Source organism: Bernardetia sp. MNP-M8 (assembly GCF_037126285.1).
GTDB lineage: Bacteria > Bacteroidota > Bacteroidia > Cytophagales > Bernardetiaceae > Bernardetia.
Window position 1 is genome coordinate 1,775,176 of the sequence record NZ_CP147012.1, and the last position, 25,069, is coordinate 1,800,244.

The 25,069-nt window shown below is 30.5% G+C and carries 25 protein-coding genes; 8 read left to right on the forward strand and 17 right to left on the reverse strand.

What is annotated here, in order from left to right; all coding sequences use genetic code 11:
• Positions 1-4 precede the first annotated feature (4 nt).
• Entirely contained in the window at positions 5-727 is a 723-nt protein-coding gene (locus tag V9L04_RS07345; RefSeq protein ID WP_338793441.1) for a hypothetical protein, read from the forward strand.
• Positions 728-730: 3 nt separating this feature from the next.
• Here V9L04_RS07345 and V9L04_RS07350 read toward each other — a convergent pair whose 3' ends face one another.
• Both V9L04_RS07350 and rnhA read right to left on the reverse strand, forming a co-directional pair.
• The gene (locus V9L04_RS07350) at positions 731-1,171 is read right to left on the reverse strand and encodes a hypothetical protein (protein ID WP_338793442.1); all 441 of its coding nucleotides are present in this window, start codon (positions 1,169-1,171) and stop codon (positions 731-733) included.
• A gap of 121 nt (positions 1,172-1,292) precedes the next feature.
• Positions 1,293-1,769 carry a ribonuclease HI gene (gene rnhA / locus V9L04_RS07355; protein WP_338793443.1) on the reverse strand — a complete coding sequence of 159 codons (477 nt, stop codon included), beginning with the start codon at positions 1,767-1,769 and terminating at the stop codon, positions 1,293-1,295.
• 141 nt (positions 1,770-1,910) lie between these two features.
• Here rnhA and V9L04_RS07360 point away from each other — a divergent pair, with 141 nt between their 5' ends.
• A complete protein-coding gene (locus tag V9L04_RS07360) occupies positions 1,911-2,276 on the forward strand; it encodes a DUF1622 domain-containing protein (protein WP_338793444.1) in 366 nt (121 codons plus the stop codon).
• A gap of 225 nt (positions 2,277-2,501) precedes the next feature.
• Positions 2,502-3,767, forward strand: coding sequence for a hypothetical protein (locus V9L04_RS07365; protein WP_338793445.1), 1,266 nt, complete (start codon positions 2,502-2,504; stop codon positions 3,765-3,767).
• Positions 3,768-3,818: 51 nt separating this feature from the next.
• Here the strand turns inward: V9L04_RS07365 and V9L04_RS07370 are convergent, their stop codons facing one another.
• A complete protein-coding gene (locus V9L04_RS07370; RefSeq protein WP_338793446.1) occupies positions 3,819-4,457 on the reverse strand; it encodes a CatB-related O-acetyltransferase in 639 nt (212 codons plus the stop codon).
• Positions 4,458-4,502: 45 nt separating this feature from the next.
• On the opposite strand from V9L04_RS07370, the gene V9L04_RS07375 reads away from it, so the two are divergent.
• The 4 genes from V9L04_RS07375 (at position 4,503) to V9L04_RS07390 (ending at position 8,865) form a co-directional block, all read left to right on the forward strand.
• Positions 4,503-5,585 (forward strand): endonuclease/exonuclease/phosphatase family protein, encoded by a 1,083-nt coding sequence (locus V9L04_RS07375; protein ID WP_338793447.1) that lies wholly within the window; start codon positions 4,503-4,505, stop codon positions 5,583-5,585.
• 227 nt (positions 5,586-5,812) lie between these two features.
• Positions 5,813-8,035 (forward strand): polyphosphate kinase 1, encoded by a 2,223-nt coding sequence (gene ppk1, locus V9L04_RS07380; protein ID WP_338793448.1) that lies wholly within the window; start codon positions 5,813-5,815, stop codon positions 8,033-8,035.
• A gap of 361 nt (positions 8,036-8,396) precedes the next feature.
• Positions 8,397-8,702, forward strand: a complete 306-nt coding sequence (locus tag V9L04_RS07385) for a hypothetical protein (protein ID WP_338793449.1) — start codon at positions 8,397-8,399, stop codon at positions 8,700-8,702.
• Positions 8,703-8,706: 4 nt separating this feature from the next.
• Positions 8,707-8,865, forward strand: coding sequence for a hypothetical protein (locus tag V9L04_RS07390; RefSeq protein WP_338793450.1), 159 nt, complete (start codon positions 8,707-8,709; stop codon positions 8,863-8,865).
• 189 nt (positions 8,866-9,054) lie between these two features.
• Here V9L04_RS07390 and V9L04_RS07395 read toward each other — a convergent pair whose 3' ends face one another.
• The 8 genes from V9L04_RS07395 to V9L04_RS07430 form a co-directional block, all read right to left on the reverse strand.
• A complete protein-coding gene (locus V9L04_RS07395; RefSeq protein ID WP_338793451.1) occupies positions 9,055-11,508 on the reverse strand; it encodes a leucine-rich repeat domain-containing protein in 2,454 nt (817 codons plus the stop codon).
• 6 nt (positions 11,509-11,514) lie between these two features.
• Positions 11,515-12,684, reverse strand: coding sequence for a hypothetical protein (locus V9L04_RS07400; RefSeq protein WP_338793452.1), 1,170 nt, complete (start codon positions 12,682-12,684; stop codon positions 11,515-11,517).
• Entirely contained in the window at positions 12,677-13,615 is a 939-nt protein-coding gene (locus V9L04_RS07405; RefSeq protein WP_338793453.1) for a MoxR family ATPase, read from the reverse strand. The genes V9L04_RS07400 and V9L04_RS07405 overlap by 8 nt, the downstream gene beginning before the upstream one ends.
• Complete coding sequence (locus tag V9L04_RS07410; RefSeq protein ID WP_338793454.1) at positions 13,615-14,700, reverse strand: hypothetical protein; 1,086 nt, start codon at positions 14,698-14,700, stop codon at positions 13,615-13,617. The genes V9L04_RS07405 and V9L04_RS07410 overlap by 1 nt, the downstream gene beginning before the upstream one ends.
• A 9-nt stretch (positions 14,701-14,709) precedes the next feature.
• Positions 14,710-16,092 (reverse strand): caspase family protein, encoded by a 1,383-nt coding sequence (locus V9L04_RS07415; protein ID WP_338793455.1) that lies wholly within the window; start codon positions 16,090-16,092, stop codon positions 14,710-14,712.
• A gap of 103 nt (positions 16,093-16,195) precedes the next feature.
• Positions 16,196-16,849 (reverse strand): metallophosphatase domain-containing protein, encoded by a 654-nt coding sequence (locus tag V9L04_RS07420; RefSeq protein WP_338793456.1) that lies wholly within the window; start codon positions 16,847-16,849, stop codon positions 16,196-16,198.
• 27 nt (positions 16,850-16,876) lie between these two features.
• Positions 16,877-17,665: a metal ABC transporter ATP-binding protein gene (locus tag V9L04_RS07425; protein ID WP_338793457.1), complete on the reverse strand. Its 789-nt coding sequence runs from the start codon at positions 17,663-17,665 to the stop codon at positions 16,877-16,879.
• Positions 17,666-17,727: 62 nt separating this feature from the next.
• Complete coding sequence (locus V9L04_RS07430; protein ID WP_338793458.1) at positions 17,728-18,285, reverse strand: hypothetical protein; 558 nt, start codon at positions 18,283-18,285, stop codon at positions 17,728-17,730.
• A gap of 288 nt (positions 18,286-18,573) precedes the next feature.
• On the opposite strand from V9L04_RS07430, the gene V9L04_RS07435 reads away from it, so the two are divergent.
• Complete coding sequence (locus V9L04_RS07435; RefSeq protein ID WP_338793459.1) at positions 18,574-19,308, forward strand: M50 family metallopeptidase; 735 nt, start codon at positions 18,574-18,576, stop codon at positions 19,306-19,308.
• Between the two features lie 78 nt (positions 19,309-19,386).
• Here the strand turns inward: V9L04_RS07435 and rffA are convergent, their stop codons facing one another.
• From rffA to V9L04_RS07465, 6 genes are all read right to left on the reverse strand, one after another.
• Positions 19,387-20,517: a dTDP-4-amino-4,6-dideoxygalactose transaminase gene (gene rffA, locus V9L04_RS07440; RefSeq protein WP_338793460.1), complete on the reverse strand. Its 1,131-nt coding sequence runs from the start codon at positions 20,515-20,517 to the stop codon at positions 19,387-19,389.
• A gap of 106 nt (positions 20,518-20,623) precedes the next feature.
• Positions 20,624-21,802 carry an acyltransferase gene (locus V9L04_RS07445; protein ID WP_338793461.1) on the reverse strand — a complete coding sequence of 393 codons (1,179 nt, stop codon included), beginning with the start codon at positions 21,800-21,802 and terminating at the stop codon, positions 20,624-20,626.
• A gap of 16 nt (positions 21,803-21,818) precedes the next feature.
• Complete coding sequence (locus V9L04_RS07450; protein WP_338793462.1) at positions 21,819-22,457, reverse strand: acetyltransferase; 639 nt, start codon at positions 22,455-22,457, stop codon at positions 21,819-21,821.
• A complete protein-coding gene (locus V9L04_RS07455; protein ID WP_338793463.1) occupies positions 22,454-23,395 on the reverse strand; it encodes a glycosyltransferase family 2 protein in 942 nt (313 codons plus the stop codon). Before V9L04_RS07455 ends, V9L04_RS07450 begins: the two co-directional genes overlap by 4 nt.
• A 14-nt stretch (positions 23,396-23,409) precedes the next feature.
• On the reverse strand, positions 23,410-24,054 hold the full coding sequence (locus tag V9L04_RS07460; protein WP_338793464.1) for an HAD family hydrolase: 645 nt from the start codon (positions 24,052-24,054) through the stop codon (positions 23,410-23,412).
• Positions 24,055-24,057: 3 nt separating this feature from the next.
• Positions 24,058-25,050, reverse strand: a complete 993-nt coding sequence (locus V9L04_RS07465) for an ATP-grasp domain-containing protein (RefSeq protein WP_338793465.1) — start codon at positions 25,048-25,050, stop codon at positions 24,058-24,060.
• Positions 25,051-25,069 lie beyond the last annotated feature (19 nt).

Genomic DNA, 25,069 nt, shown 5'->3' on the forward strand with positions numbered 1-25,069 from the left:
CAAAATGATAGGAATAATTAGTGATGGAGATAGTGATTTTGATGTACTCAAAAAACTTGTACAAGCCATCTTTGAAAAGCACAGTCAAAAAAATATTTCTGATGAAGAATTTTATAGGTTTGATAAAATAAAAACTTTTGACGCTATGCAATCTTACTTTGATGATTGTAGAAAAAAACAAAAAGGATATGGTTTACATGACTTTCACACAAAAGAATTTATCAAAAATATAATTGAATTTTTAGTAACCTCATTTTACAAACTCACACAAGAAAAAGAAACACCTATCAATAACCAAGACATTATTATTTTTAATGCTGATTCGGAAATGATAATGGGAAAAAATACGGCATACTTTGAAGAATGGTTATATTTTATTCATCCTGTTTTGTGGAAAGCTATTGAGCATTTTTATGACAAGCTAGTTTTAGCTGGCTATTCTTATGAACAAATTCCTTTAGTTTTGCCTATTATTCCATTTCCTTGCATCGAAATTTTAGTTCGTGCAGCAATGCCAAATTACGATGAAAAATATAGAAACCTAAAAGCAAAACCAGAGCTAAAACAAGAAGTTTGGGGAGTAGATACTATTCCAACAGCTTATAAAAATGGATATATAGCAATGACTTTAGAAGACTATATCATTCCTCAAAATATAGAAATGATTTATAAACATATTCCAGAAGCTAGAAAATTTATTCAAATTTTGTCTTTTAATTTGAAATAAAAATTATCCCAAAACCTCCAATTCACTTTTCTCAAAACGCCCCGAATCCTTCAAATAACCAATAAGAAAAGTACGAAATTCTGTATCAAAATCAGCTTTATCAAAATTTTCTACTAAAACAGTTTTATCTTCTTCAAACTCTCTATTTTTCCTCAAAAAATCGGGTACATTATGCTGCACAGAAAAACGTAAAAAACGAATTTCTGTATTTTGAGAATCCTCTTTTATAGCTTCTTTAAACAAGTCAAAACTCTTATTAACTTGTGCTAACTTTGTATAAGGATTCCAAGAAAATTGAGCCATCATAGACTCACAAGCAGCACAATAAGCCAATAAAAGTGCAGATGGATTTTCTATTTCTTGCAACTGTTTTAAAAGTCTTTCAATTTTGCGTTCATTTCCTATCGCTTCAAAGTATTTTTTGCGTGCTTCTTTTTCATTCATTATAAAAGTAATAAATAGTGAAAGTTTTTTATTAATCTATTTGTAGGTATAAAAAGTTTGAAAATCAGTTTTATTTTAACCTATTGGTGTTTTAGTGAATCGACACTAATAAAAACGCCTTTTACTTCATTTGATGTTTTTCATAATATTCATCAGCAGGAAGATTTGAGTTTGAAGCAGCAGCCACAGCTAATTCATCACAACGCTCATTTTCTGGAATTCCTGCGTGTCCTTTTACCCATTGAAAAGTTACTTGATGTTTTCTATAAATCTCTAAAAAACGTTTCCAAAGGTCTGCATTTAGGCGTGGTTCTCCTTTATTAATAAAGTTTTTTTTCTCCCACCCCAATACCCATTTTTTTTCTACTGCATCCACTACATATTTCGAATCAGAATAAACTTTTACTTTCATATTTGGTTTTTTGAGTGCTTCTAATCCGATAATGACAGCCAAAAGTTCCATTCTATTGTTGGTTGTACAGCGAAAACCTGCTGAAAATTCTTTTCGTAATCCTAGCGATTTAGCCATCAAAACTGTTCCATATCCTCCTCGCCCTGGGTTTCCTTGTGCTGCTCCGTCGGTGTACATTTCTATCATTTTGGTAGTGATTAGTGGTTAATTTTTAGTGATTAATGAATACAAGATATATTTTGATTAGCAAAAGTAGATAATTCTTTAAAAACTAAAACTTATCTTCAATGTTAATTCCAAATACATTTATTTTTTAAACTCTATTTTATGGAATTAATTAGACATTATATTCATTACGTAGCCATTTCTATTGAGGTTTTGGGGATTTTGACGATTATTTTAGGAATTTTTTATGCCTTTTTTCTTGCTCTGACCAAAACCAATCAAGATAAATATACGCTTGTCAGACAAAAAATTGGAAAGGCTATTTTATTAGGTTTAGAAATTTTGGTGGCTGCTGATATTATTTCTACTATCGTAACCGAACCTACTCTAAATCAAGTTCTTACTTTAGGATTAATTGTTTTGATTCGTACTTTTTTAAGCCTTTCTTTGCAAGTAGAACTAGAAGGTCGTTTCCCTTGGCAACGTAAAGACATAGAAAAAGAAATTTCTGAAATTGAATCTAATTGAATAAAAACACTTTATTATTAAATTATTTCATCGTAAAAAAATGCTTGCTAATAGAATTTGGAGAGATTTAAAGCTATAAAAATGATTCGTTACATAAAATTGCTCGAAAATTGTATAATAAAAGTTATAAATCAACTACAAACACTCTAAAAAAATACAGAAGAAATTTTTCTAACCCACTAGATTTTGACAAATAGCATAATTAGTACTACAATGATTGATACAATGAAATTTCTTTTTTGTAAAACCATACCTGCAATTTTGCTAGTCATTTCTTGTATAGCGTGTAATACAGAGGAAACAAAATATGCAGAAGACATGAATGCCACAATGCCTTCTGATACACTTTTAACACCATCCAAATCTAATAATTATACTACAAAAGAGATTGATAGTGTTTCATTTGCTGCTTATAACGATTCTGTTGAAACCATTCTTAGTAATTTACAGGTAAGTGAAGCACAAGCTCAAGAGCTTTCTGAGTCAATGAGTGAAATGATAGAAGAAGCAAAAAGCCTTCAAAAAAATAAGCCAAATCAAGAAGGAAATAGAGGTTTGGAAAGTTTCAAAAAAGATTTACCAAAAGATTTGAGTACTTATTTATATATGAAAGTTGATTCTTTTCCTCAAAAATTATTGCCCAATAACACAAAAAATCTGTATATAGGAGCTGCTTCAGAAAATGAAGAACAATATTTATATGGACTTAGTAATGAAGGTAATCTTAAAAAATTAGCAAAACTTCCAACTGATTTTTTATTTAATCCCTACAAAAAAACAGAGTCGTATTACAGAGACGGAAAGATTTTTATTTGTTCAGAACAGAGTTATAAAGCAACTGTTATTTGTGGAATCTTTAATTTTGATTTAGCTAAAAATATGCTCAATTTTGAAGACCAAACAGCCACTGATTTCTCAGTCGAATCTATTTCAAAAGCCCAAAAAGCAGTAGAAAAAGGTAATATTATCGAAGCTGTAAATTTTTACGAACAAGTTGCCTATCCTCATAATTATATGCAGGTAGAAACTGAAACTATTCATCTACTCAAAAAAACCTATTTGGTTTTGCAAAGACTAGAAAAACAACAAAAATATGATTCTGCAACGCTTGTTTTGGAAAGTATTTTTGAGTTTTGGGGAACAGAATTTTTATTAAATATTGAAACTCCACAGCAATTACAAGAGCTTTTTAAAAGTAATAACTTTGAGCTTTCTCAAAAGGAATACATTCAAATTTTAGAAAAATATGGAAGCCTTCTTCTTCAATCCAAAAAATATCTTGATGCTGTAGAAATAAATAAGAAATTGACTCAAATCACACCTACTTCTGCTCTCGCTTATCTTCAACTTGGAAATGCCTATTACAACTTGGAACGCTTACAAGACAGCCAAAATGCCTATAAAAAATATAAAGAAATTATAGCTAAAACAGGACAAAAATCTGATAAAAAAACACTAGAACAAATTGAAAAGCGATTGAATGAAAGATAGATTGCGAGGTTGTTGGTATCGCTTCGCTAAAATAATCACAACGACATCTATTTAAGAATGAAGAGCGATAAATTTATCCACATTCTCATCAGTCAATAATTCTACATTTTGAGTAATTTTTTCAATCTCCCAATTCCACCACTGTATCTTTAATAATGCCTCAATTTGAGCATCTGAAAATCGTTTTCGAATTACTTTTGCAGGGTTTTCTCCAACAATACTATAGGGTTCTACATCGCTAGTTACAGTTGAATTAGCTGCTATAATTGCTCCATTGCCTACTTTTACTCCTGCCATAATAGTTACATTGTAACCAATCCAAACATCATTCTGAATTTCTAAATCTCCTTTGTAAGGATATTTTTTTCCTTCCATTGCACCTGTCCAATCTTTTCCAAAAATAGCAAAAGGATAAGAAGTAACTGCTTTTGTGAGATGATTTGCACCATTCATAATAAATTTTGCATCTGAAGCAATCATACAAAACTTTCCAATGATGAGTTTGTCACCACTAAAATCAAATAAGTATTTTACATTTTTCTCAAAATTATTAACATCTTCAAAATCATCATAATAGGTATAATCACCCACAATTATATTTGGATTTTTGATGATATTCTTTAAAAAGCAAAGTCTTTCGTAGCCCTCTAAAGGAAAAACAGCGTTTTTATTTGGTATATTTGATTTCATTTGATAAAGTATAGTTGTGTTACAATGTTAAAAAAATAATCTGAAATGTTCAAAAAAGTAATTTTGCCTGCTATTGCCTATCTATTTTTTGTGGCTAGTTTTATAAGTCTTTTGCCTATTTGGATAGGAGATTTATTTTCTCATTTCAGAATGTTTTGGGCATTTTTTAGTGTTATTCTGTTCATTATTTATATTATTTTTTTCAGTCAAAAAAAGATTCATTTCAAAATTGTGATGAGTGTGTTTTTTTCATTGCTTATCAATGTTACTAGTTCATATTCATTTTGGACAAATTCTGAAACTTACCAATATTTGTTTTTTGGAAGTCCTACTTTAGAGACTTTTTCCCATTCAAGTCCAAATGAAAACGTACAAAAAGATACAACTGTAAAAAGTTTGCTTTTGATGAATGTACTTAGTTCGAATACAAATTATGAAAAAGCACGAGAATTAATCAGAAATGCAGATGCTGATTTTGTCGTTATTTTGGAATTAAATAAAAAATGGAAAAATGAATTAAAAGAATTGAATAAAAATTACCCTTATAAATTTACAGAGGTAAGAGAAGATAATTTTGGAATGGGAATTTACTCAAAAACTGATTTTACAGATTCTCATATTGTTTTAGGAGATAAATACTTAAATCAAATCAACAAAGAACTAAATGAAGGACTCAAAAAGTGGAGTTCTGATGTAAATCTTGATATTAGGAAAATAAATGGTGTAGAGTTGAGAGAGCCTGCAATTTTTGTAAAAGGTAAAGCAATAAACATAATGCTTTTACACCCAATTCCACCAATAAATAGAGATACATACATAAAAAGGAATAAATACTTAGAGAAAAAAGTAGAAGTTATAAGCAAAACAAATACTTCAAAAACTCTTTTAGTAGGGGATTTTAATTGCTCTCCCTTCTCTGCTGACTATAAGAAATTTCTAAAACAATCAGGTCTGAAAGATTCCCAACAAAACTTTGGTTTTCAGCCCACTTGGAATAGTTCTTTTCCTTTTTTGATGCAAACTCAATTGGATCACGTTTGGCATTCTGAGGATATTGAGATTTTGCACAGACAAACACTTCCAATTGAAGGTTCTGACCACAAAGCTGTATTGGTTCTTTTTAGATAAGGTTTATCAAATCGTAACATTTTCGTAATAAACGGACAAATATAGAAATCGTAGTTTTGCATTTTGTTTCGACTCTAGTTTTATCAAAAAACTAAAACAACTTGATTGATACACAGTTTTTTTTGTAATTTGTAACTGCTCTAGCTAATCTTTACAAAAAGATGCGTTTTTAGTGTAAAAAAGCCATTCCAATCCCGATTGAAGAATAATCTAAGAAGATAATAAATATGATTTCGCCAGAAAAAATAGAAGAAGTAATCGAACAAAGTCAGTACCTAAGTCGTGATTTGAGTTGGGTACAATTTAATTATAGAGTTTTAGACCAAGTAACGGCACAGCGTCGTACAATTTTGGAGAAATTCAAATTTTTGGCGATTACAGCTTCTAACCTAGATGAATTTTTTATGATTCGGGTAGGTAGTTTGTATAATTACATGGATTATAACAAACAACGCCTTGATTATTCTGGATTACGTGAACTTCCATTTCGTCAAAAATTACTACACGAAAGTCAGGAATTTGTCCAAAAACAATATCAATATTTACACGATTTACTTCCAAAATGTGGTGAGAATAATTTTAGAATTATTGATGGAGAAGAGATTTTGCAAGAAGAAGAGGAAGCAGTAGCTGCTTATTTTCAGCATACTATTTTTCCAATGCTTACGCCAATGGTGTATGACAACTACCATACTTTTCCAATTCTGATGAATAAATTATTGGTCTTTGGTGTCGTTACCAATATTAAAGGAGCAAGCAAAGCAAGCAGAAAAGTATCATTTATTCAAATTCCTCAAAATCTTCCTCGTTTTTTCGAAATGCACCGAGGCGAAACAGTTATCTTTTTACCAATTGAGGAAATTATCAGAAAATATGTCTATAAATTTTTTAGAAATGTAGATATTTTGGGAGTAAGTTTACTTCGCATTACTAGAAATGGCGATTTTACGCTTGATGAAAGTGATGATATGGAAGTAGATTTTGTACAGGAAGTAAAACAAAAACTCAAAACAAGAAAAACAGGACGAGTAGTTCGTTTAGAAATAGAAAAAAATTATTCAACGTGGATGCTTAGTCTTTTGAAATCTCGTTGGGATATTGAAGAAGATAATGTTTTTGAAGTAGAAAAATTAATTGACCTTACTTGCCTTTGGCAAATTGTAGGACATAAAGATTTATCAGAATTCCTGCCTTTACCTCACGAACCTGTCAAGCCATTGGCATTTTTACGTCAAGAAGAAAATACACAGAAAAAACGACATGATGACAGCATTTTTGATAGAATAAAGAAAGAGGATATTGTTCTTCATCACCCTTACAACAGTATGGAACCTGTTTTGGAAATGATAGAAGAAGCTGCTGAAGATCCAAATGTGTTGGCAATCAAAACGACAATTTATAGACTAGCAAAAGATTCAAGAATTACATCCGCTCTTTTACGTGCTGCTGAAAATGGAAAGCACGTTTCTGTGCTTTTTGAAGTTACAGCTCGTTTTGATGAAGAAAATAATATTAGAGAAGCGAAGAAATTACAGCAAGCAGGTTGTTTTGTGATTTATGGAGTTACACAGCTCAAAACACATACAAAAATTATGTTAGTTGTCAGAAAAGAAGGACAAAATGTAGTGCGTTATGTGCATATGTCTAGTGGAAACTACAACGAATCTACTGCCAAACTTTACACAGATATTGGACTTTTGACAACCAATGAAATCTATGCAAGAGACGTGTCAGAGTTTTTCAATGCTATTACAGGACACTCTGACCCAGACCGTTACGAACAACTTCTGACTGCGCCTAACTTTATGCGTCATCAACTTATTGCACTCATTCAGAATGAGACTAGAAATGCTTTAGATGGGCTTCCAGCAGGAATTTGTATTAAAATCAATTCATTACAAGACCGAGCATTTATTGATGCACTTTATGAGGCTTCACAAGCAGGTGTTCCTGTTGAGCTAATTGTAAGAGGAATATGTTGTTTGAGACCAAAACGAACAGGATTAAGCGAAAACATTAATGTTCGTTCGATTGTAGGCGACTTTTTAGAGCATTCACGTATTTTCTATTTCCATAATAATGGAGACCCTAAAATCTATAGTGGTAGTGCTGATGCTATGGTGCGTAGTTTTGATAGAAGAATTGAGTCTCTGTTTTTATTATTAAATCCAAATGCCATTCAACAAGCTATTAATCTACTTTCTTACAATCTGAAAGATACAATGAATAGCTACATTTTGCATGAAGACAGTAATTACTACAAGTACGAGCGTTCAGAAGATGAGTCTGTTTTTAATCAACACGATGAGTTTTTCTTGATTACACCTGAATCTGTTAGTCAAGCAAATTTGTATGAAGAGTTTTTGAAACCTAATCAAAAATTGATTACTCCTCAAAGTCAGATTGAGAATAATGAAGGAATTGAAACTCAAAGTCAAGAAACGAAGTAAATGGTAAAAGTAGTTGAAGCTTCCTCGTCAAAAATGACACTTACTATTGACCAAAAATATAAAATTAAAGTGATTTCCTTTGACAAAAAACCTCAAAAATAGTTGGTAAGCAATAAGGATATAACCAGTAACTTGATTATCTTCTACTATTTCAATTTAGTATTTTAGTCGCAAAATCTGCATGTTAAAATCGATTTACAATGAAACTAAACAAATGAATAAACCCAAATATCTATATACAGCAGAAGATGATTTTACTATTTTTGAATTTGTAAGCGTAGGTTTGAAAGGGTAAGTCAAAAAAGTAGTTAAATATTCTTTTTCAGGAACAGAAAATGTTTATAACCTTGGTTTTGGGGATTTGAATGAAAAAACAAACGAAATAGATGATTTATCCGTTACTAATAATGGAGATAGTGAGAAAGTTTTATCTACAGTAGTATCTACAATTTTTGCTTTCACTCAAAAATACCCTAATGCAGTAATAGTGGCAATAGGAAGTACAGAGGTTAGAACGAGATTGTATAGAATGGGTATTTCGAAACATCTAAAAGAAATAAAACTATATTTTGCTGTTTTTGGCTTGACTGAATTAGGAGAATGGGAAAGATTTATAACAGGCAAAAACTATGAAGCATTTTTTGTAACTAAAAAAGAAAACATTTAAAATTATGAAGACAGAAAAATCAAAAAATATAAAATTACCACCAATCACTATTGATAAAAAGTTGGAACGTTTCAAAGATAAAAATTTATTCCCTGAAAAATTGGCTAAAACACAAGAAATAATTGCAAAGTATGGACTTCCAAAAACTAAAAATCAAACGTAATTTAAGTTTTTATTTGGTACAGGGAAACTACGAATAAGTGGAAAATAATGAAGGAATTGAAACGCAAAATCAAGAAACGAAGTAAATGGTAAACGTCTAATAAAATCCTAAACGACGGCTTTACGTCTCGTTTACGGTTCTGTTCTAACCGTCGTTTAGGCTTGTAGCCGTAAACGAGGATAAAATAACTTATATTGCTTTAGCTTGATGGTCACTTGAAATTATAGCACCAACTAATTGTCGCATTCCCATTTCAAAGTTTTCTTTGCTTATATCAATACTAATAAAATTTCTTAAACTCTCAATGATATTTGGTAGATTATTTTCCAGTTTTACATAACGTTCATACTCTTCTTGTAAATGTTCAGTACCAACATTTTGGTTTTGGCATTCTCTTATTTCTTCCTCTATTTTTTCTTTCTTTCTTTTGACTTGCAATATACCCTCTTTTAAAAAATCATCACTAAAAAATGAATCATCTTCATAAAGTGGAATGAGTTTTTTACCAAATGTCTTTTCATTAAAAACAAGAAAACTTTCTATTGTTATCCAAGATGAAAGCAAACTATTTTGAGAAACTAAAACAAGTACATAATCACTTTCTTTTACACTTCTTTCAATAAATATTTTTATATCCTCTCCTACTTTCATAGTTTCAGAATCTATCAAAACATCATTTTCTCTTAACTCTTCTTTTATTTTAGTGACTAAACCCTTGTCTTTGTTATTGTAGGAAATAAAAACTGACGGAGTATAGACTAGACTTTCTAATTTCTTCCTGTAAGCTTCAATTTCTTTTTCTAAATCTTTAAGTTTTTGTGCGAAATCAAACTTAATCGCTGCGTTTTGAGCTATCACTAATTCTTGTCTAAGAAAGGTTCTTTTCTCTTCAAGCATTTCAATAGCTTTTTCTAATCCTTGAATTTCCTTTTGTGTCCCATAAGATTTTATATCTACTGGTTTATTTAATTCCTCTATTGCCTGTTCTTGCTCAATAAAACTTATTGCTTCCTTCACTATTTCACTATTCAAAAAAACTATTAAACGTTCTAATGTTGTAAAGTAAGAAGAAGATGCTGTCATAAATTCTTTCTTTAGGGTAGCATATTGAACTTGAGGATTCTTATTAAAATATAAATCCAAATAATCGAATACTTTTTCCATGCTTCCCTGTTTAGCGTATTCTTTTAATTCTTGAACTTTATTCTCTACTATTTTTTTCCAATCATTTTCCATATCGATTCTGAATTTCTCAAATTCTTCATCCATTTGCCCCATCAAAGTATTCTCAAAATACTCTCTCACTACTTCAAGACAATTTCCATCAAAATCATATATTTCTTTAGGTATGTTTTCTATTGGATTTCCTTTTAAATAAAGTTCTTTGAGGTTTGGTAATTCTAATAATGGAGAAATATTTGAAATATCATTATTATCTAAATGAAGTTTTTTTATATTTTTTAATTCTGATAAAGAAGAAATATCTGAAATTTGATTGTTACTAATATCTAAAACTTTTAAACTTTGCAATTTAGCTAAAGAGGAAATATCTGAAATTTGATTATCAAATAGTTGAAGTCCTTGTAACTGTTTTAAGTTTGATAAGAAAGAAATATCTGAAATCCTATTACCGTCCAAGTCAAGCTCTTTCAACTGATTCAAATCCGATAAAGGAGAGATATCTGAAACTTGATTATTACTAATAACTAAAATTGCTATTTTTTTTAACTCCGATAAAGAAAAAATGTCTGAAACACTATTACCGAATAAATCCAGTATCTCCAAGTTCTTTAAATTTGATAGGAAAGAAATATCTGAAATATAATTGTGCTGTAAATAAAGCTCTTCTAAATAGCTACAATTAAAAATTTTTGATATTCTACTTATTTCGTCAATATCAAAAGCAGATAAATCTAAAGAAGTATCTTTTGTAGCTAAATTTTCTTCGATTCTTTCATCTAATAAAGTTTTTTCAATCTTTTCTACATTTATTCCTTCATATTTTTCCAAATTCTCCTCAATCCCCTTCGGCAAATACCCAAGTTTCAAAACATTCTCTTCATTAGGATTATCCACACGAACCAAAGAAATTCCTGCTTTTTGACTTCCATTTCCGTCAAAAGAAGGGGAATTGAAATATAGACTTAAATAATTTGCTTTTTCGTTTGGTTTGGCTTCACTTTTTAGCTTTTCTATGATTTTCTTTTCCATTTCTTTAGGTCGCAAAATGCCTTCTGCAAACAAACTATGTATCTCAAAAATATTTTTACTAAGATTGCTTTTGTTTCTCAACGCATATTCTTCTATAAATAAAGCTACATCTTGCCTTATTTCCTTTGTCGTTTGAAGTAAAATATACTCACGAATATCCTCTTCCATACGAAACAAATCCGTACCAATCGGCTGACACAAACTCGACAAAATAAAATCAGAAACTACCAAATAAGAAGGCTGTTCTTTGGGGTCTTTTTGGTGGTAGCCTTTAAAATTTAGCCACAACTTATAGAGAAAATCAGTAGAAAAAAGCAAGGGTTGAGCTATCAAAACTAGAAAATCTTGATAGACTGCTGCATTTTTTCCTGCTTTCTGTTTAAAAAGATGTATTCTTCTTTCTATTGTTGTCTGATTTTGTTGTGTGTCCATAGTCTGTTAGTCTTTTTTGTGCTGTTTGCCTTTGAGCGTATGAATCGCCTTTTGTAAGTTTCGGTGTGCCTTTTCGTTGCCTTCTGTGCTATCTGCCAAACTGTACATATCCATAAAACGGCTAATTCGTTTGGCTGTCGTTTTGTTCCATCGCTCTTTTGGTAAAGGATTGAGCCATACAATCTGATGTGCTACTTTTTTTAGCTGCAACAAAAAACGCAAAGTAGGCTTAAAACGTCCGTCAGAATTTCCTCCTGCTGCTGCACCTGCATCGCTATAAATCAAAACAAGTGATTTTTTGCGCTTGATTTGCTTAAAGAGTTTGTATGTTTCTTTGGCTTTTATATGAACTTTATCTTCATAGAAATATTTTTGAGGAACATTATAAAAAAAATACTGCTCATAATCCATTTTCTTTTTGTTCGTCTGCACCTCAAAAGCCTCTGAAAGCGCAGTATGTAACATATCGCCAAGCAGTTCGAAAGATAACATCGAACCTTTATTATCAGTTAGCAAAACAACATTATTGTACAAACTTCTTTTTCTATGAAAAATAGGTTTCTCAAAAAAGCCTTTTTTTGCCCAATGGTGCAGCGTAGCCTCAATATTTATTTGATGAGAAGCAGAAGAAGGTTGAAAGATAGGCAGACTTCGAAAACTCTGTTTTATCTGCCTTTGGCTAATATCAAAATAGTTTTCTGTAAACAAAAAATTGCGTTTAGGTTGTTTACTTTCTGTATCAAAACTGCTTTTCTGACTGTTTTCATCTGTGTTTCCTAAAATGAATTTTATTAGATGTTCTTTTTGATCATTTGTCTTGATTTCTGTGTCTTGCTTTGCTTCTTCTTTGCTTGGTTTATCTTTTGGAAACTCATTTTTTATAGGATTTTTATTTTCTTCTTTCTCTTTATTTTCAGAAGATTTACCAGCTTCATCAAATGTATCTCTAAAAACCTGTTCGAACTCGTATTTACTTTGAGTTGGTTTGAGCCAAATTGTTTTTGCTAGTAAATACAAATTCTCTTTATCAAAATGAGATTTTGTAGCATCAAACCGAAAACCACTATGTAGCGCATCAATCAAGACATAATACTCTTCTATTCCCAAATCAAAACCATTTTTTTTGAGGGAAATGAAAGTATTATATAAAGGCAAATCATCGTTTTGGCTATTCATTTTCTTTGTATTTGTTTCTACTTTCTACTGTTTTGAGTAAAATCTGACTGTATGGAATCATATCATTGTCTCCCTCAAATTTTTCTAATTCTTCTATCAAAAGTTTTTGCTGGTCGCTAAGTCCTTCATTATCTCTAATAGAATTATAATAACTTATCATCTTAAACCAATCTATCAGTTCGCTAGTAGAAGGTTTTTTATCGTCTATTTCTGTATTGAGTTCTACAAACGTATCAAGAGCTTTTTCAAAATGTTTGTATTCCTTCAAAGCTCCATAATGAGCAAGAACAATTTTTTCTAGGTCTTCTTTATTAGGAAATTTAATAAAATGAAACAAACAACGTCTCAAAAATGCAGGAGGTAACTCCTTTTCTTCATTGCTAGTAATGAAAATCAAAATATTGCTTGTGGCTTTTATTGTTTTCTCTAATTCTTTGACTTCAAACTCTTTTTTGTCTAGTTCTAAAAGCAAATCGTTTGGAAAATCAATATCAGCTTTATCAATCTCATCAATCAATAAAATATTAGGTTGGTCGTTGTGGGGTTCTGTTTGAAAAGCGTCTGCCAGTTTTCCATAATTGATGTATTTATCAATCTTTTTGAGGTCTTTTACATTGGCATCGTACATTCTTTCAAGTGTATCTACTTCATAAATTCCATCTTGTGCTTTTGTGGTAGATTTTATGTTCCACGTAAAAAAATGGTCGTACATCTTTTCGCCATGTAGTTCATACGCCACAGCTTCGGCAAGACGAGTTTTGCCACACCCTGGTTCGCCCATAATGAGCAAAGGACGGTTTACTTGAAAAGCCAAATGAACAGCTTTTATGAGTTCTGGAGAAGGAAGATAAACGTCGATTATTTTTCCATTTTCTAGAGGTATTTTTTTCTCTTTTAGGGTTTCGCCTGTGTAGTTTAGAGTTTTTTTCATTAGTAGGTATAGTTAATTAAGCTGCAAATATCATCGATTATCTTTTTTGGATTGCCATTTTCATACTCTTCTTTCAGAAGCCTTTCTATGGTTTCTTTGTTTTTTAATTTTTGTTTAATAGAAATCTCTGTAATTTTATTTCTACGCCAATTCCATAAAAGATTTGTATCAAATGCTTCTATTCTATGCAAATCTATGATATAAGGTTTAGTAATATTTTTTTGCCAATCAGCATCAAACTTAGTGTCGTCTTTTCCAGTTTCACAACACCAATAATTGATTTGTTCTGATATTTGATAAGAAGTATCTGTCGAATCTTTTAGAAATAATATAACTTTAGCTTCTAGCTCACTTGCTGCACGAGGAGTAATATGAGAAATGAAATTTTCATAAAAAACACAAAACTCTTCAGTAGTAACAAAACCGTGAGAACAGTCTATAACTATATAATGGTCTTCCTTTTTTTGATTAGACAACTTTTCAGCTATCATTTGTAGCTTTGTACTGTTTTCATACTTGATACCTTCTTTGAATGTCGCTTTTGCATATTTTTGTAGTTCTTCGATAATTATTTCTAAGGTAATTTGACTAAGTGAACCAATATTTATTTTTATCCCTTTGGGAAAGTTTTGTTCAGCTAGTTGATGAATAAGCCATTCCTGTCCACAATTTTCTTTACCACGAATAAAAAAGGTAGCAAATTTTCTGTAACGAATAAAACTTTTAAAAATTTTTTCTTGGTTTTCAAAGTTTATGGTTGCTATGATTTCGAACAACTCTTCTGTTGTTATTCCATCTTCTTCATTATGTATTTCTTCTTCTTTCATGGCTACTGAATATTCAGCAAACTCATCAATTAAGTCGAATATATTATCTTCTATTTTTGAGAAATACTTATTGTATTCTTCTTTAGTCAATTCCTCTTTTTTAAACTCTTTTCTACTTCTTTTCCATTTATTTTTTTGACTTAATAAAGTATTGAAAAAAGTATCCTCGTTTTCTAGTATTTCTTGCATATACTTGAAAAATGCTTTTGTATCATCAGAAAATAACTCTTTAAGTTTGTTTTTTTCTTGCTTGTTCATCAGTAAAATCTAGTTTAATTCATCAATCATTTCTAATAAATATCGCTCTACTTTAGTACAACCTATATCATAGGCTTCCTTAGTAATAAGCTCATCTTTAAAATCTTTTTTCAATCGTTTGAGTTTGTTTTTCTTTTGCAATAAACTATTTTCTTTATCCAAATCACCATCTACAATATTTTCCATTTTTTCGAAGAATAAACCTATGTCTTCTGACAAATCATTTTTCAATTCTTTCTTGTTTACTTGAGGCATTTCTACTTCTCTTTTAGTTTCTGAAATTATTTGTTCCTCTTCTACCTTTGCAGAGTCGTTTGTATTTGTCTTAGTTTCTTGTGGTTTACTTTGATTGTTTCTGTTGATTGCAAAAATAATATTGTCGCCTTCATTATCTGCTCTGTGTGTAGGTCTTGGCAAATCAATTTCACTTTCTTGGTAAAGATATTTTATATTTTCATAAACATCTGAAGTAGTTAGAAAACCTTCTTTTCCTTTTATTCCTTCTTTAAGCGTTTGGATAATACTTTCTGTAAAGTAAGTAGGACGATTGGGATTTTTTGAATCGAATAAAGATGTTTTGGTTCGTTCAGAAGAAGTTATCACAAAATAACCTTTTATTTTTTCTGCTAAACTACTAATTTCTATTCTTACTGTTTGCTCAATAGAAGCCATTTTATTATTGAAATCTCCACTAAAACAACAGTCCAAAATAATTATTTTTCTATCAATTCGATAATTACTGATTATCTCTCTGATTGAAGAAGCTAAAATACCTGTTCCTTGAATAGTTTTTGTACGACTTTTTGGTGTTGTAAAATATAATTTATGGTCTTTTTCTCCTAGCACACCATGTCCTGCAAAATAAAATATAAAAGTAGATTTCGGAGAGATTTCTTCTAAAATTGTACATAACTCATGTTTTATATCGTCTCCTGTTTGATTCAAAAATGAGCGTATATTTTCTTTTTTTATCCCTTGTTCTTTTGTAAAGACTTCATAAAGCTGCTTTAGATTTACCTCTACATTGAGCATTTGAGAAAGCTCTGAGTCTTCTGCATACTTACTTGTTCCAAAAAGAAAAACATAGGTTTGTTCGTGCAGGTCAGACGTAGTAAAGTTATGAGTAGTATTCATTTTTTCTTTTGGTTGCTGTGTATTTTTTCTAATATCTATCTGCTGATTTTCTTCAAGTTGCTTGTTTAGTTCTGATGAAAAAGCTCTTAATTGTTGGTCAAAATTCCACTCATCTTTTCCTGCTATAAACTTCCCTTTATAAGTAGCATAGATTGTTTTGAGAGATTTTGGAATAGAAATTTTATCAATTTCATCAAAATAACCTGCATAATTAGCATTTTCAAGACAACCTAAAGCTTTTTCTATAATCGGATTCACTCTACTGTTTTATGATAATTTTGAATATCTATTTTTATTTGAAATACCAATATAATCATTTTCTTTTTTATGTAAATTTTATTGTAATAAATCATATATTAATTTATAACTCTTTCCAATCTATCAAAATAGACTGATTTGTAAGTTTGTAACGTATATCTAAAACACTAGCATTTATAAATAGGGTATCAGAATTATTTGATTTTCCGTATGCTTCATGAATATGCCCAAAAGCGTGAATTTTGGGTTTTATTTTTTCTACAAATCCGATAAGTTCTTCACAACCCACTTGCAAACCGTTTATCGTTTGATCTAAAATTCCATAAGCAGGTCCGTGAGTAAGCAAAATATCTGTATCATTGGGAATTTGCTGCCAGTGTTTTCTTATTTTTTCACCTCTATCACAGTTGAAAGCCCAATCATAAAAACGAGGCGTAATGGGCGAACCCCAAATTTTGATTCCTTCTATTTCGACAGAAGAATTATTGAGATAAATACAATTATCAGGAATAAATGATTCGGCTAAAGTAGGATTCATTTCAAATAAAAAATCGTGATTTCCAGCTATAAAAATTTTGTAGGTGTAATCTTGGACTTCAAACCAGTTCAAAAAATCTATAATTTCATCTTCTTTTCCTCTCTTGCTAATATCGCCTGTATGAATTAGCATCGTACTTTCTGCATCTGTTACATCTAATTTTGGCAGTTTAAGGCTTTCATGTTCTCCATGTGTGTCTGAAATAAAAAGGATTTGCATAATTTTTATGAAATTTTAAAAATTGAATTAATCTTCCCTTGAAGGAAATTGTGCTTTCTTTAATAAATCGCCTACTTCGGACAAAACGGTCAGTCTTCCTCCATACGTTTCTTCTAAAAGAGCTTTTGTAAGTGTTGTTTTTGTTTGTCCACTAGCTACCAAACGCATATTGAGAAGTACCACCCAATCAAAATATTCGGCTGCTGATTGCAAATCGTGATGAACAACAATAACTGTTTTGCCTGCTTCTCTCATTTCTCTCAAAAGGGTAATAATAGCTGACTCAGTAGCTGCATCTACTCCCACAAAAGGCTCATCCATCAAATACAAATCTGCTTCTTGTGCCAAAGCTCTAGCCAAAAAAACTCGTTGCTGTTGTCCTCCAGAAAGTTGTGAAATTTGGCGAGAAGCAAAAGCACTCATTCCGACCTGTTCCAAAGAGTGCAAAGCAATTTCTTTATCTTTTTTAGAAGGACGACGCATCAAACCCATTTTACCATAACGTCCCATCAAGACTACCTCAAAAACAGAAATTGGGAAATCCCAATCTACTGATTCTCGTTGAGGAACATAACTTATTTTGTCTCTTACCTCATCAAGATTTTTGTCCATAAGTTTTACATAACCACTACTCAATGGCAAAAGTCCCATGACAGCTTTTATGAGTGTTGATTTTCCTGCTCCATTAGGACCAATTATTCCTACTAAAGAACCTTTTGGGATGCTCAAATCGATGTCCCAAAGAACAGGCTTGCGCTCATAGCTAACTGTAAGATCGTGTATTTCTAAAACTGGATTTTCTACTTGTGTTATCAATTTCTTTAATTATTAATGGTCAGTGATTAATTATAAATGAATTTCAATCTAATTTCTATAGTCTAATATTTTCCAAAAAACCAATTTCCTAACGCATTTTCATCATTACTTTCATAAAATTCTCTCCAATAATTTGTTATTTGTTCTTCTGTTAAATATCCTTTTTTATTTATATCTAATTTCTCAAATGTTTGTTGAGCAAGCTCTTTATCAATTCCATAAGCTCCAAAAAATTTCTCAAAAACAGATACATCTATCTTAAAATCTTCTTTTTTATTTTGGTCTGCAAAAAGACGAATTACATAACAAGTAATAGGTAAAATATCTTCTTCATACGAGTCTTTTTCTATCAATGAATTGCAATAGGCGACCCATTCATCTATACTAATTTGTTCATTTTTATCACTATCAGCAAAAAAAAGCATCTTTTTCCAACGATTTTGATAGAGATAGTTGAGTCCACGATAGGTTTCTGACTGCCGAGAAAAAGGAACAACTTCAGCTAGTTTATTTAAAATCAAAGTAAAATCATTTCTTTCGACAGTTCCATCATTATTCATATCAAAAACTTCAAACATGCGTCTAGCTTTTCGTTCTTGAAGTGGAGTAAGTGTGTTCATTTAATAGTAGGATTAAGGATTTGGTAGGATAAAAATGATAAGGCAAGTTACTTAAAAAATAAAATTCTGTTCAATAAAATTATAAATTCTCTAGCAGTCTATCAAGAAATATTTCATTTCTTATCAACAAGGAAAGTATAAAAAAACACAAAATCCTCAAAAAAAACGTTAGGAATTAAAACACCTAGTTGTACTTTCCAACTTTTTACCTATTTTTTTCGTAAATTATACCATACATTGTTAAGCAAAGTGGCAAGCATACAGTTTTAAACTTTATAAATTAAATACATGAAAAATTCAGCCTTAGACAAAGATTATACTTCTTTATCATCCAAAAATTCTCAAGCTGCTCAACACAGTTCACTTACAGGACTTTTAATCGCTGCTGTTATTACAGTCGTTCTTTTTAATGTTCCTTATGGACAATATATAAGTTATCCTTTTTTAATTTTGGGTACTTGGTTTCACGAAATGGGACACGGACTTATGGGTCTTATTTGGGGTGGGAAATTTTCTCACTTAGATATGTTTCCAAATGGCTCGGGAGTAGCTTATACAGCTACTTCTGGTATAATGTCTAGGGCTTGGGTAGCTGCTGCTGGACTTATGTCACCTCCTATTGTTGGTGCTATTTTGATTATGGCTGGTCGTACTCAAAAAGGTGCAAAAATAGCTATGAGTATTTTGGGTGCAGTTCTGCTTTTATCTGTTGTTATTTGGGTTCGCTCTATTTTTGGAGTTGTTGCTGTGGGGCTTTGGGGAGCTGTTATTATGGCTTGTGCTTTCAAATTACCTCACTCATATAAACCTTTTGTAGTTCAGTTTTTGGGAGTACAGGCTTGGGCAAGTGCTTTTGTAAGTTTAGATTATATGTTTAGTGACAATGCTGGTTCATTGGGCGTTTCAGATACACAAGCTATTGCCAATCTTCTTATTTTACCTTACTGGTTTTGGGGTGGAGCAATTGCAGCTTTTGCTATTGTGATGCTTTTGGTAAGTCTGAAAGTTGCCTTTAAGAAATAAATTTTTAGGTAAAAAAGCCGTTTTGTTATTCTTTTGTGGAATAATAAAACGGCTTTTTTATTGAAAATATCTATTTCTCTAAGAATAAAATTCTGATATTGTATTGATTACTCTTTGTATTTCTTCTTCTTTCAATTCGTAATAAAATGGAAGACGAACCAAACAGTTTGCATATTTATCACAGTTTGGAAGTTCTCTTCCATCGTGTTTGTCTCCATAAAAAGGAGATTTGTGTAAAGATAAATAATGAAAAACAGCATATATATCATTTTGTTTTAACTTTGAAATTAGTGCAGAACGTTCTTCAATATTCTTGCAAACTAAATAAAACATATGTGCATTATTGGTCGCATAGTTAGGAATTTGAGGAATTTTGACTACTCCTTTTTTATCTAACTCTTTCAACCCTTCATAATATTTATTCCAAATATCAGTTCTACGTTTTTGAATATCTTCCAAATTTTCTAACTGTGCATACAAAAAAGCTGCAATAATATCAGAAGGCAAAAAGGAAGAACCAATATCTACCCAACCATATTTATCTATCTCTCCTCTAAAGAAAGCAGAACGATTTGTTCCTTTTTCTCTAATAATTTCAGCTCGTTTGATAAATCTATCATCATTGATGACTAACATTCCACCTTCTCCTGAAATAATATTTTTAGTTTCATGAAAAGAAAAAGCAGCTAAATGTCCGATACTTCCAAGAGGTTTTGTATTATAAAAACTATCTACAGCCTGCGCTGCATCTTCAATAACAAAAAGATTGTGTTTGTTTGCAATTGACATTATTTTGTCCATATCACAAGCCATTCCTGCATAATGAACAACTACAATTGCTTTTGTTTTTTCAGTAATGAGTTCTTCTATTTTATCAGCATCAATATTTGGTGTGTCTTTTTCACTATCTGCAAAAACAATTTTTGCACCACGCAAAACAAAGGCATTTGAAGTAGAAACAAATGTATAAGAAGGCATAATAACCTCATCTCCTTCTTTCAAATCAATAAGCAGAGCTGCCATTTCTAGTGCGTCTGTACAAGAGGTGGTCAGTAAACACTTTTTGAAGCCATATTTTTCTTCAAAAAATTGATGGCTTTTTTTAGTAAACATACCATCTCCAGAGATTTTCTTACTTTCGACAGATTGACGAATATACTCCGTTTCTTTACCTGTCATATAAGGTTTATTGAAAGTTGTAGGGTTCATAATTAAATGAGTAAGATAAAGATATTACAGACAAATAAATTTACTGATGCTATTTATGTAAACTTATAAACTTTATTTCAAAAAAGACACAAAATAGATTTGTTTTTTAGTTCTCTCCACTTTTTACTTTAGAAAATTTATGTTTGAAACTTAAAAAGTATTTTTCAAAATAAGTATACGACAAATAACTTATTCCAATAGTTAGAAAAATAATTGAAGAATAAACCAAAATATTATATAAAACTAAATTTTGAATACCTAATGAGTTTATTAAACCAAAACATAAAAACATTATGATAGGATGATACATATAGATACCGTAAGAAATTTTACCCAAAAAATTCAAAATTGTTTTTTGATTTTCTAATACTCCTTTTGCTGTAATTACATGAAGTATTATTCCTCCAAATAATACAGGAAGTCCGTGATGCAGAATACGAATAGGATAAAAAAGTAATATACCTGTTGAGATATAGAGTCCAAAGACAATAATTTTATAGCTGAATAGTTTAAGAACAATTTCTTTATGATAATAAAATAGATAGGCAAATAAAGCTCCTACACACATAAAATGCACAGGAAATGTTTCAAAATAAATTAGTAGATATTGAAATAGTTTGAAATCAAATATAGGATAATGGTTTACTAAATAATTTAAAAGTTTTACTCCTAATGGTCTAAAGACAATAATACTTATGGCAACATAGATTATATTTTTCTTAAATACTTTCAATAAAATAGGCCAAAAAAGATAAAATTGTTCTTCTACACTAACCGACCAAGTTTGAGATGCTCCTGCTATATAATATCCAGATGATAGAGCAATATGAGAAAAGAACACTAAAAAAAGACCTAATTTGAAATAAAAAGAATCAGAAATGATATTTATTCTATTCATATAACTTGTTTCGCCATTTAAGAAGGGAAGCAAATCGGGAAGCAGAGGTACAATAAAAAAAGATAAAAAAACAATCATATAATAAAGAGGCCAAATACGAAGCACTCTTCGTACGTAAAAATCTTTTACATTTATCTTATCGTATCTTTCTTGCTCTGCAAATAATAAATAAGTAATTAAAAAACCACTCAAAACAAAGAATAAATAAACTCCATTTTTACCTATTGTAGATATAAAATAAGAAAAATAAGTAATATCCAAGAGGGATGGCAAATCTCCCATTCGTTTATAAAGTTCAATATGATGAAAAACAACTGCTAATGCTGCAATAGCCCTAAGTTCATTTAGTCCTTTAAAAAAAATTCGTCCTTCTTTATTATTATCCATTATTTTTATTGTTGTTTTATGATTTTATTTTTTTAGCAGGTACTCCTACATACAGACCTTTATCTGTAATGGATTTAGTAACAACAGAACCTGCTCCAATTTGTGTATCTTGACAAACAGAAATATTATCTATAATAGTACTATTAATTCCTATAAAACATCTCTTTTCTATTTTGATAAACCCTGCTAAAGCTGCCGAAGGAGCAACAAAACAACATATTTCTATTTCAGTATCATGGGCAATACAAACAGCTGTATTAAGTAAAACACCATTACCTATCTTACAACCAGCATCCACAGTCACATGAGGCAAAATAACAACTCCTTTACCTATTTTCACACTAGAATCTACATAGGCAGAAGGATGAATAATAGAAGCTAAGGGAATATTCTCAGACAATAGTTTTTGAAGTATTTGCTCTTTAAATTTAAGATGTTTGTAGCCTATGGCAATACTAATTTCATCAAACTTATTTACTTTAAAATCGTTTTCTATATCAGAAATTTTGCCTAAAAGAGTAAATTTATCGGCAGCATTTTCACTAGTTTGAAAATCATCATAAAAACCGACTACTTCAAAATTACAGGATTTAGCGTGATGTGCAATAAGTTGTCCTAAGTCTCCTGCTCCAATAATGGCTAACTTTATTTTCATTTTTCTTCTAAATTAGTAACTGTTTTGACTGAGTAGAGAGGTCTTTGTTTGACTTGTTTATATATCTTACCTACATAAACCCCAACAATTCCTACCATTATTAATTGAACACCAAACCCAATGAGCATAGAGACCATAATAGAAGCCCACCCCATTTGAAAGTCAATGAGAAGAAGTTTGGCAACAATAATAAAAAAAGCTGCAAAGAATCCAAACATAACCATATAAGAACCTATACGAATAATATTTTTGAGAGGAAGGTCTGAAAAATCTAAAATAGCATCAAAGGCTAGGTTGAGTTTTCGGCTAAAGTTAAATTTACTGACTCCTGCAAAGCGTTCTCTTTGTTCGATGGTAATTGTAGTTTGTTTCATTCCAACATGCATAAACATTCCTTCTATAAATCTGCTAGACTCATTGTATTTTAAAAACTGATTTGTAAAGCGACGATTAAAAATACGCATAACAGCTAAACCTCTAGGTAGATTAAGCCCTGTAAAATGTTCTAAAATCCACCAAAAAAGTTTAGAAAAAATCACATTTATAATATTGTCTTTTTTCTCCTTACGTACACCAAACACCAAATCATATCCCTCTTCAATTTTTCTTATAAAGTTAGGGATTTCTATAGGAGGGTCTTGTAAATCTGGATCCATCATTAGCAAATAATCTCCCTTAGCATAGGTTATTCCTGCCGTAAGTGCTGCTTGTTTGCCATGATTGTATGAAAATTCTACTAATTTGAGGTTTGTATTATTTAGAGCTTGTGTTTTTATCAATTCTACTGTATTATCTTTACTTCCATCATCAACAAAAATGATTTCGTAATTGATAGAATGCTCTTCTAATACTTTCGTAGTTTCAGTGATAAATTGTTTGATACATTCTTCTTCAAAATATACAGGAACAACTAAAGAAAGTAATTTGTCTTTTAACATAATCTAAAAATGAATCAATCTAAAAATGTAGAAAGTTGATGTAATGAATTAATTTTAGGTTCTTTATAATATGGAAATACATTTTCTCTATCAATCAGAATGGCTTCTATTCCTAGTTTACGAGCTGGCTCTGTATCTAATTTTATAGAATCTCCCACATAAAGAATTTGGTTAGCAGGGCAGTCTAGGTTTTTGATGGCTTTTTTATAAAAATCTAAAGCTGGTTTTTTAATTCCTTCTTTTTGTGAACCATAAATTTCAAAAAAATCACGATTAAAGTAAGATTTTAATTTTGACTCTAAAGATATATCCCAATTTGAAATAATACCTGTTGGTATAGTAATTTGATTGAGAAAATCTGTATCATCAAACGGTTGCCATTCCATATAGGTACAGGCAGCAAAAATATCTTCTAAGAGTTTGAAGTTTGGTAAAATGCCTACAGCATACAGTAACTCTGTATTGAAATGATGATAAAATTCTTTAGATGTTTTGTCAGGAAAAATAATAGTTTCACTAAGAAGTTTATGAATACGTTTCAGATAATGAATATCTATTTCATAGCCGTGTTCTACTAATACTTGATGTATTTTTGCAAATAGTTGAGGTTTTTGAAGTAGTGTATTAGCAACATCAAAAAATATATAATTGTAAGGCATTTTTTAATAAATAAAATGGTCTGTTTGATTGTTTTTAGGTTCTTTCAGTTCTGAATTTGGATAAATAATATCCATCAAAATACGTATTGCACTTCCTTTTGTAATTTTGGGAACAGTCGGTTCTTTATCAAAAACATATTCTTCTAGTATGTATTCTATGTCTTTAAATCCAAATTGTGAGCGTATAGAATTTGTTCCTGATATTCTTCCATTGATTTCGAAAGGCATAATTTTTCCTTCTTCAGTAACAATAGCTTGAATATTACAAGAACCTACAATTTTTAAATGAAGCATCATTTTTTTAATGATTTTCTCTAATTCTGAATCATATTTTTGTATCACTTCACAAAAAGCAGTTGCTCCACTTTGCAATTCTCTTTCAAAGGTAATAAATCCATGCAATTTTTGTTGGCGAGTAACATAGAAGGCACAAGTAATTTCTTTTCCTGTCCATAACTCTTGAACCATATAGTCATCACTAAAATCTTTTATATTCTTAGGATTAATATGTATTCCTCTTGAACCTCTTCCTTCTTTTGGCTTGAGTATATAGGATTGAAAAGCGTTTTCTGGATAGGTAGAAGGTAAATAGGAATGAGCAAAAGGAATTTGATGTTTGGCGAAAAACTCCCATGTTTTGTATTTATCTAAAAAAACTTCATTTGTTTCTGTAGGAGAAACAGCCATTTTAGGTAATTTATGAGCATTTTTACTCAAATAATAAACTTCATAATCTGTACTGGGAAAAACAACATCTATCTTTTCAGTCTCACAAATAGCAATAATTGAAGGAATATAATTTTCATCATAAGCATATTCTATTTCATAGGTTTTATCACAGAGATGATTTCCAGCCGAAATGGGTATTACGTTTATACCTATAATACGAAAAATAAATTGCTCATTTTCTTTTGCGTAAGCCTGTATATTTCTCAAAATGCCTTGTCCAACATTTCCTCCTATTCCAGTAACTAGTATACTAATTGTCTTTTTCATCAACTATAAGATTCTTTAT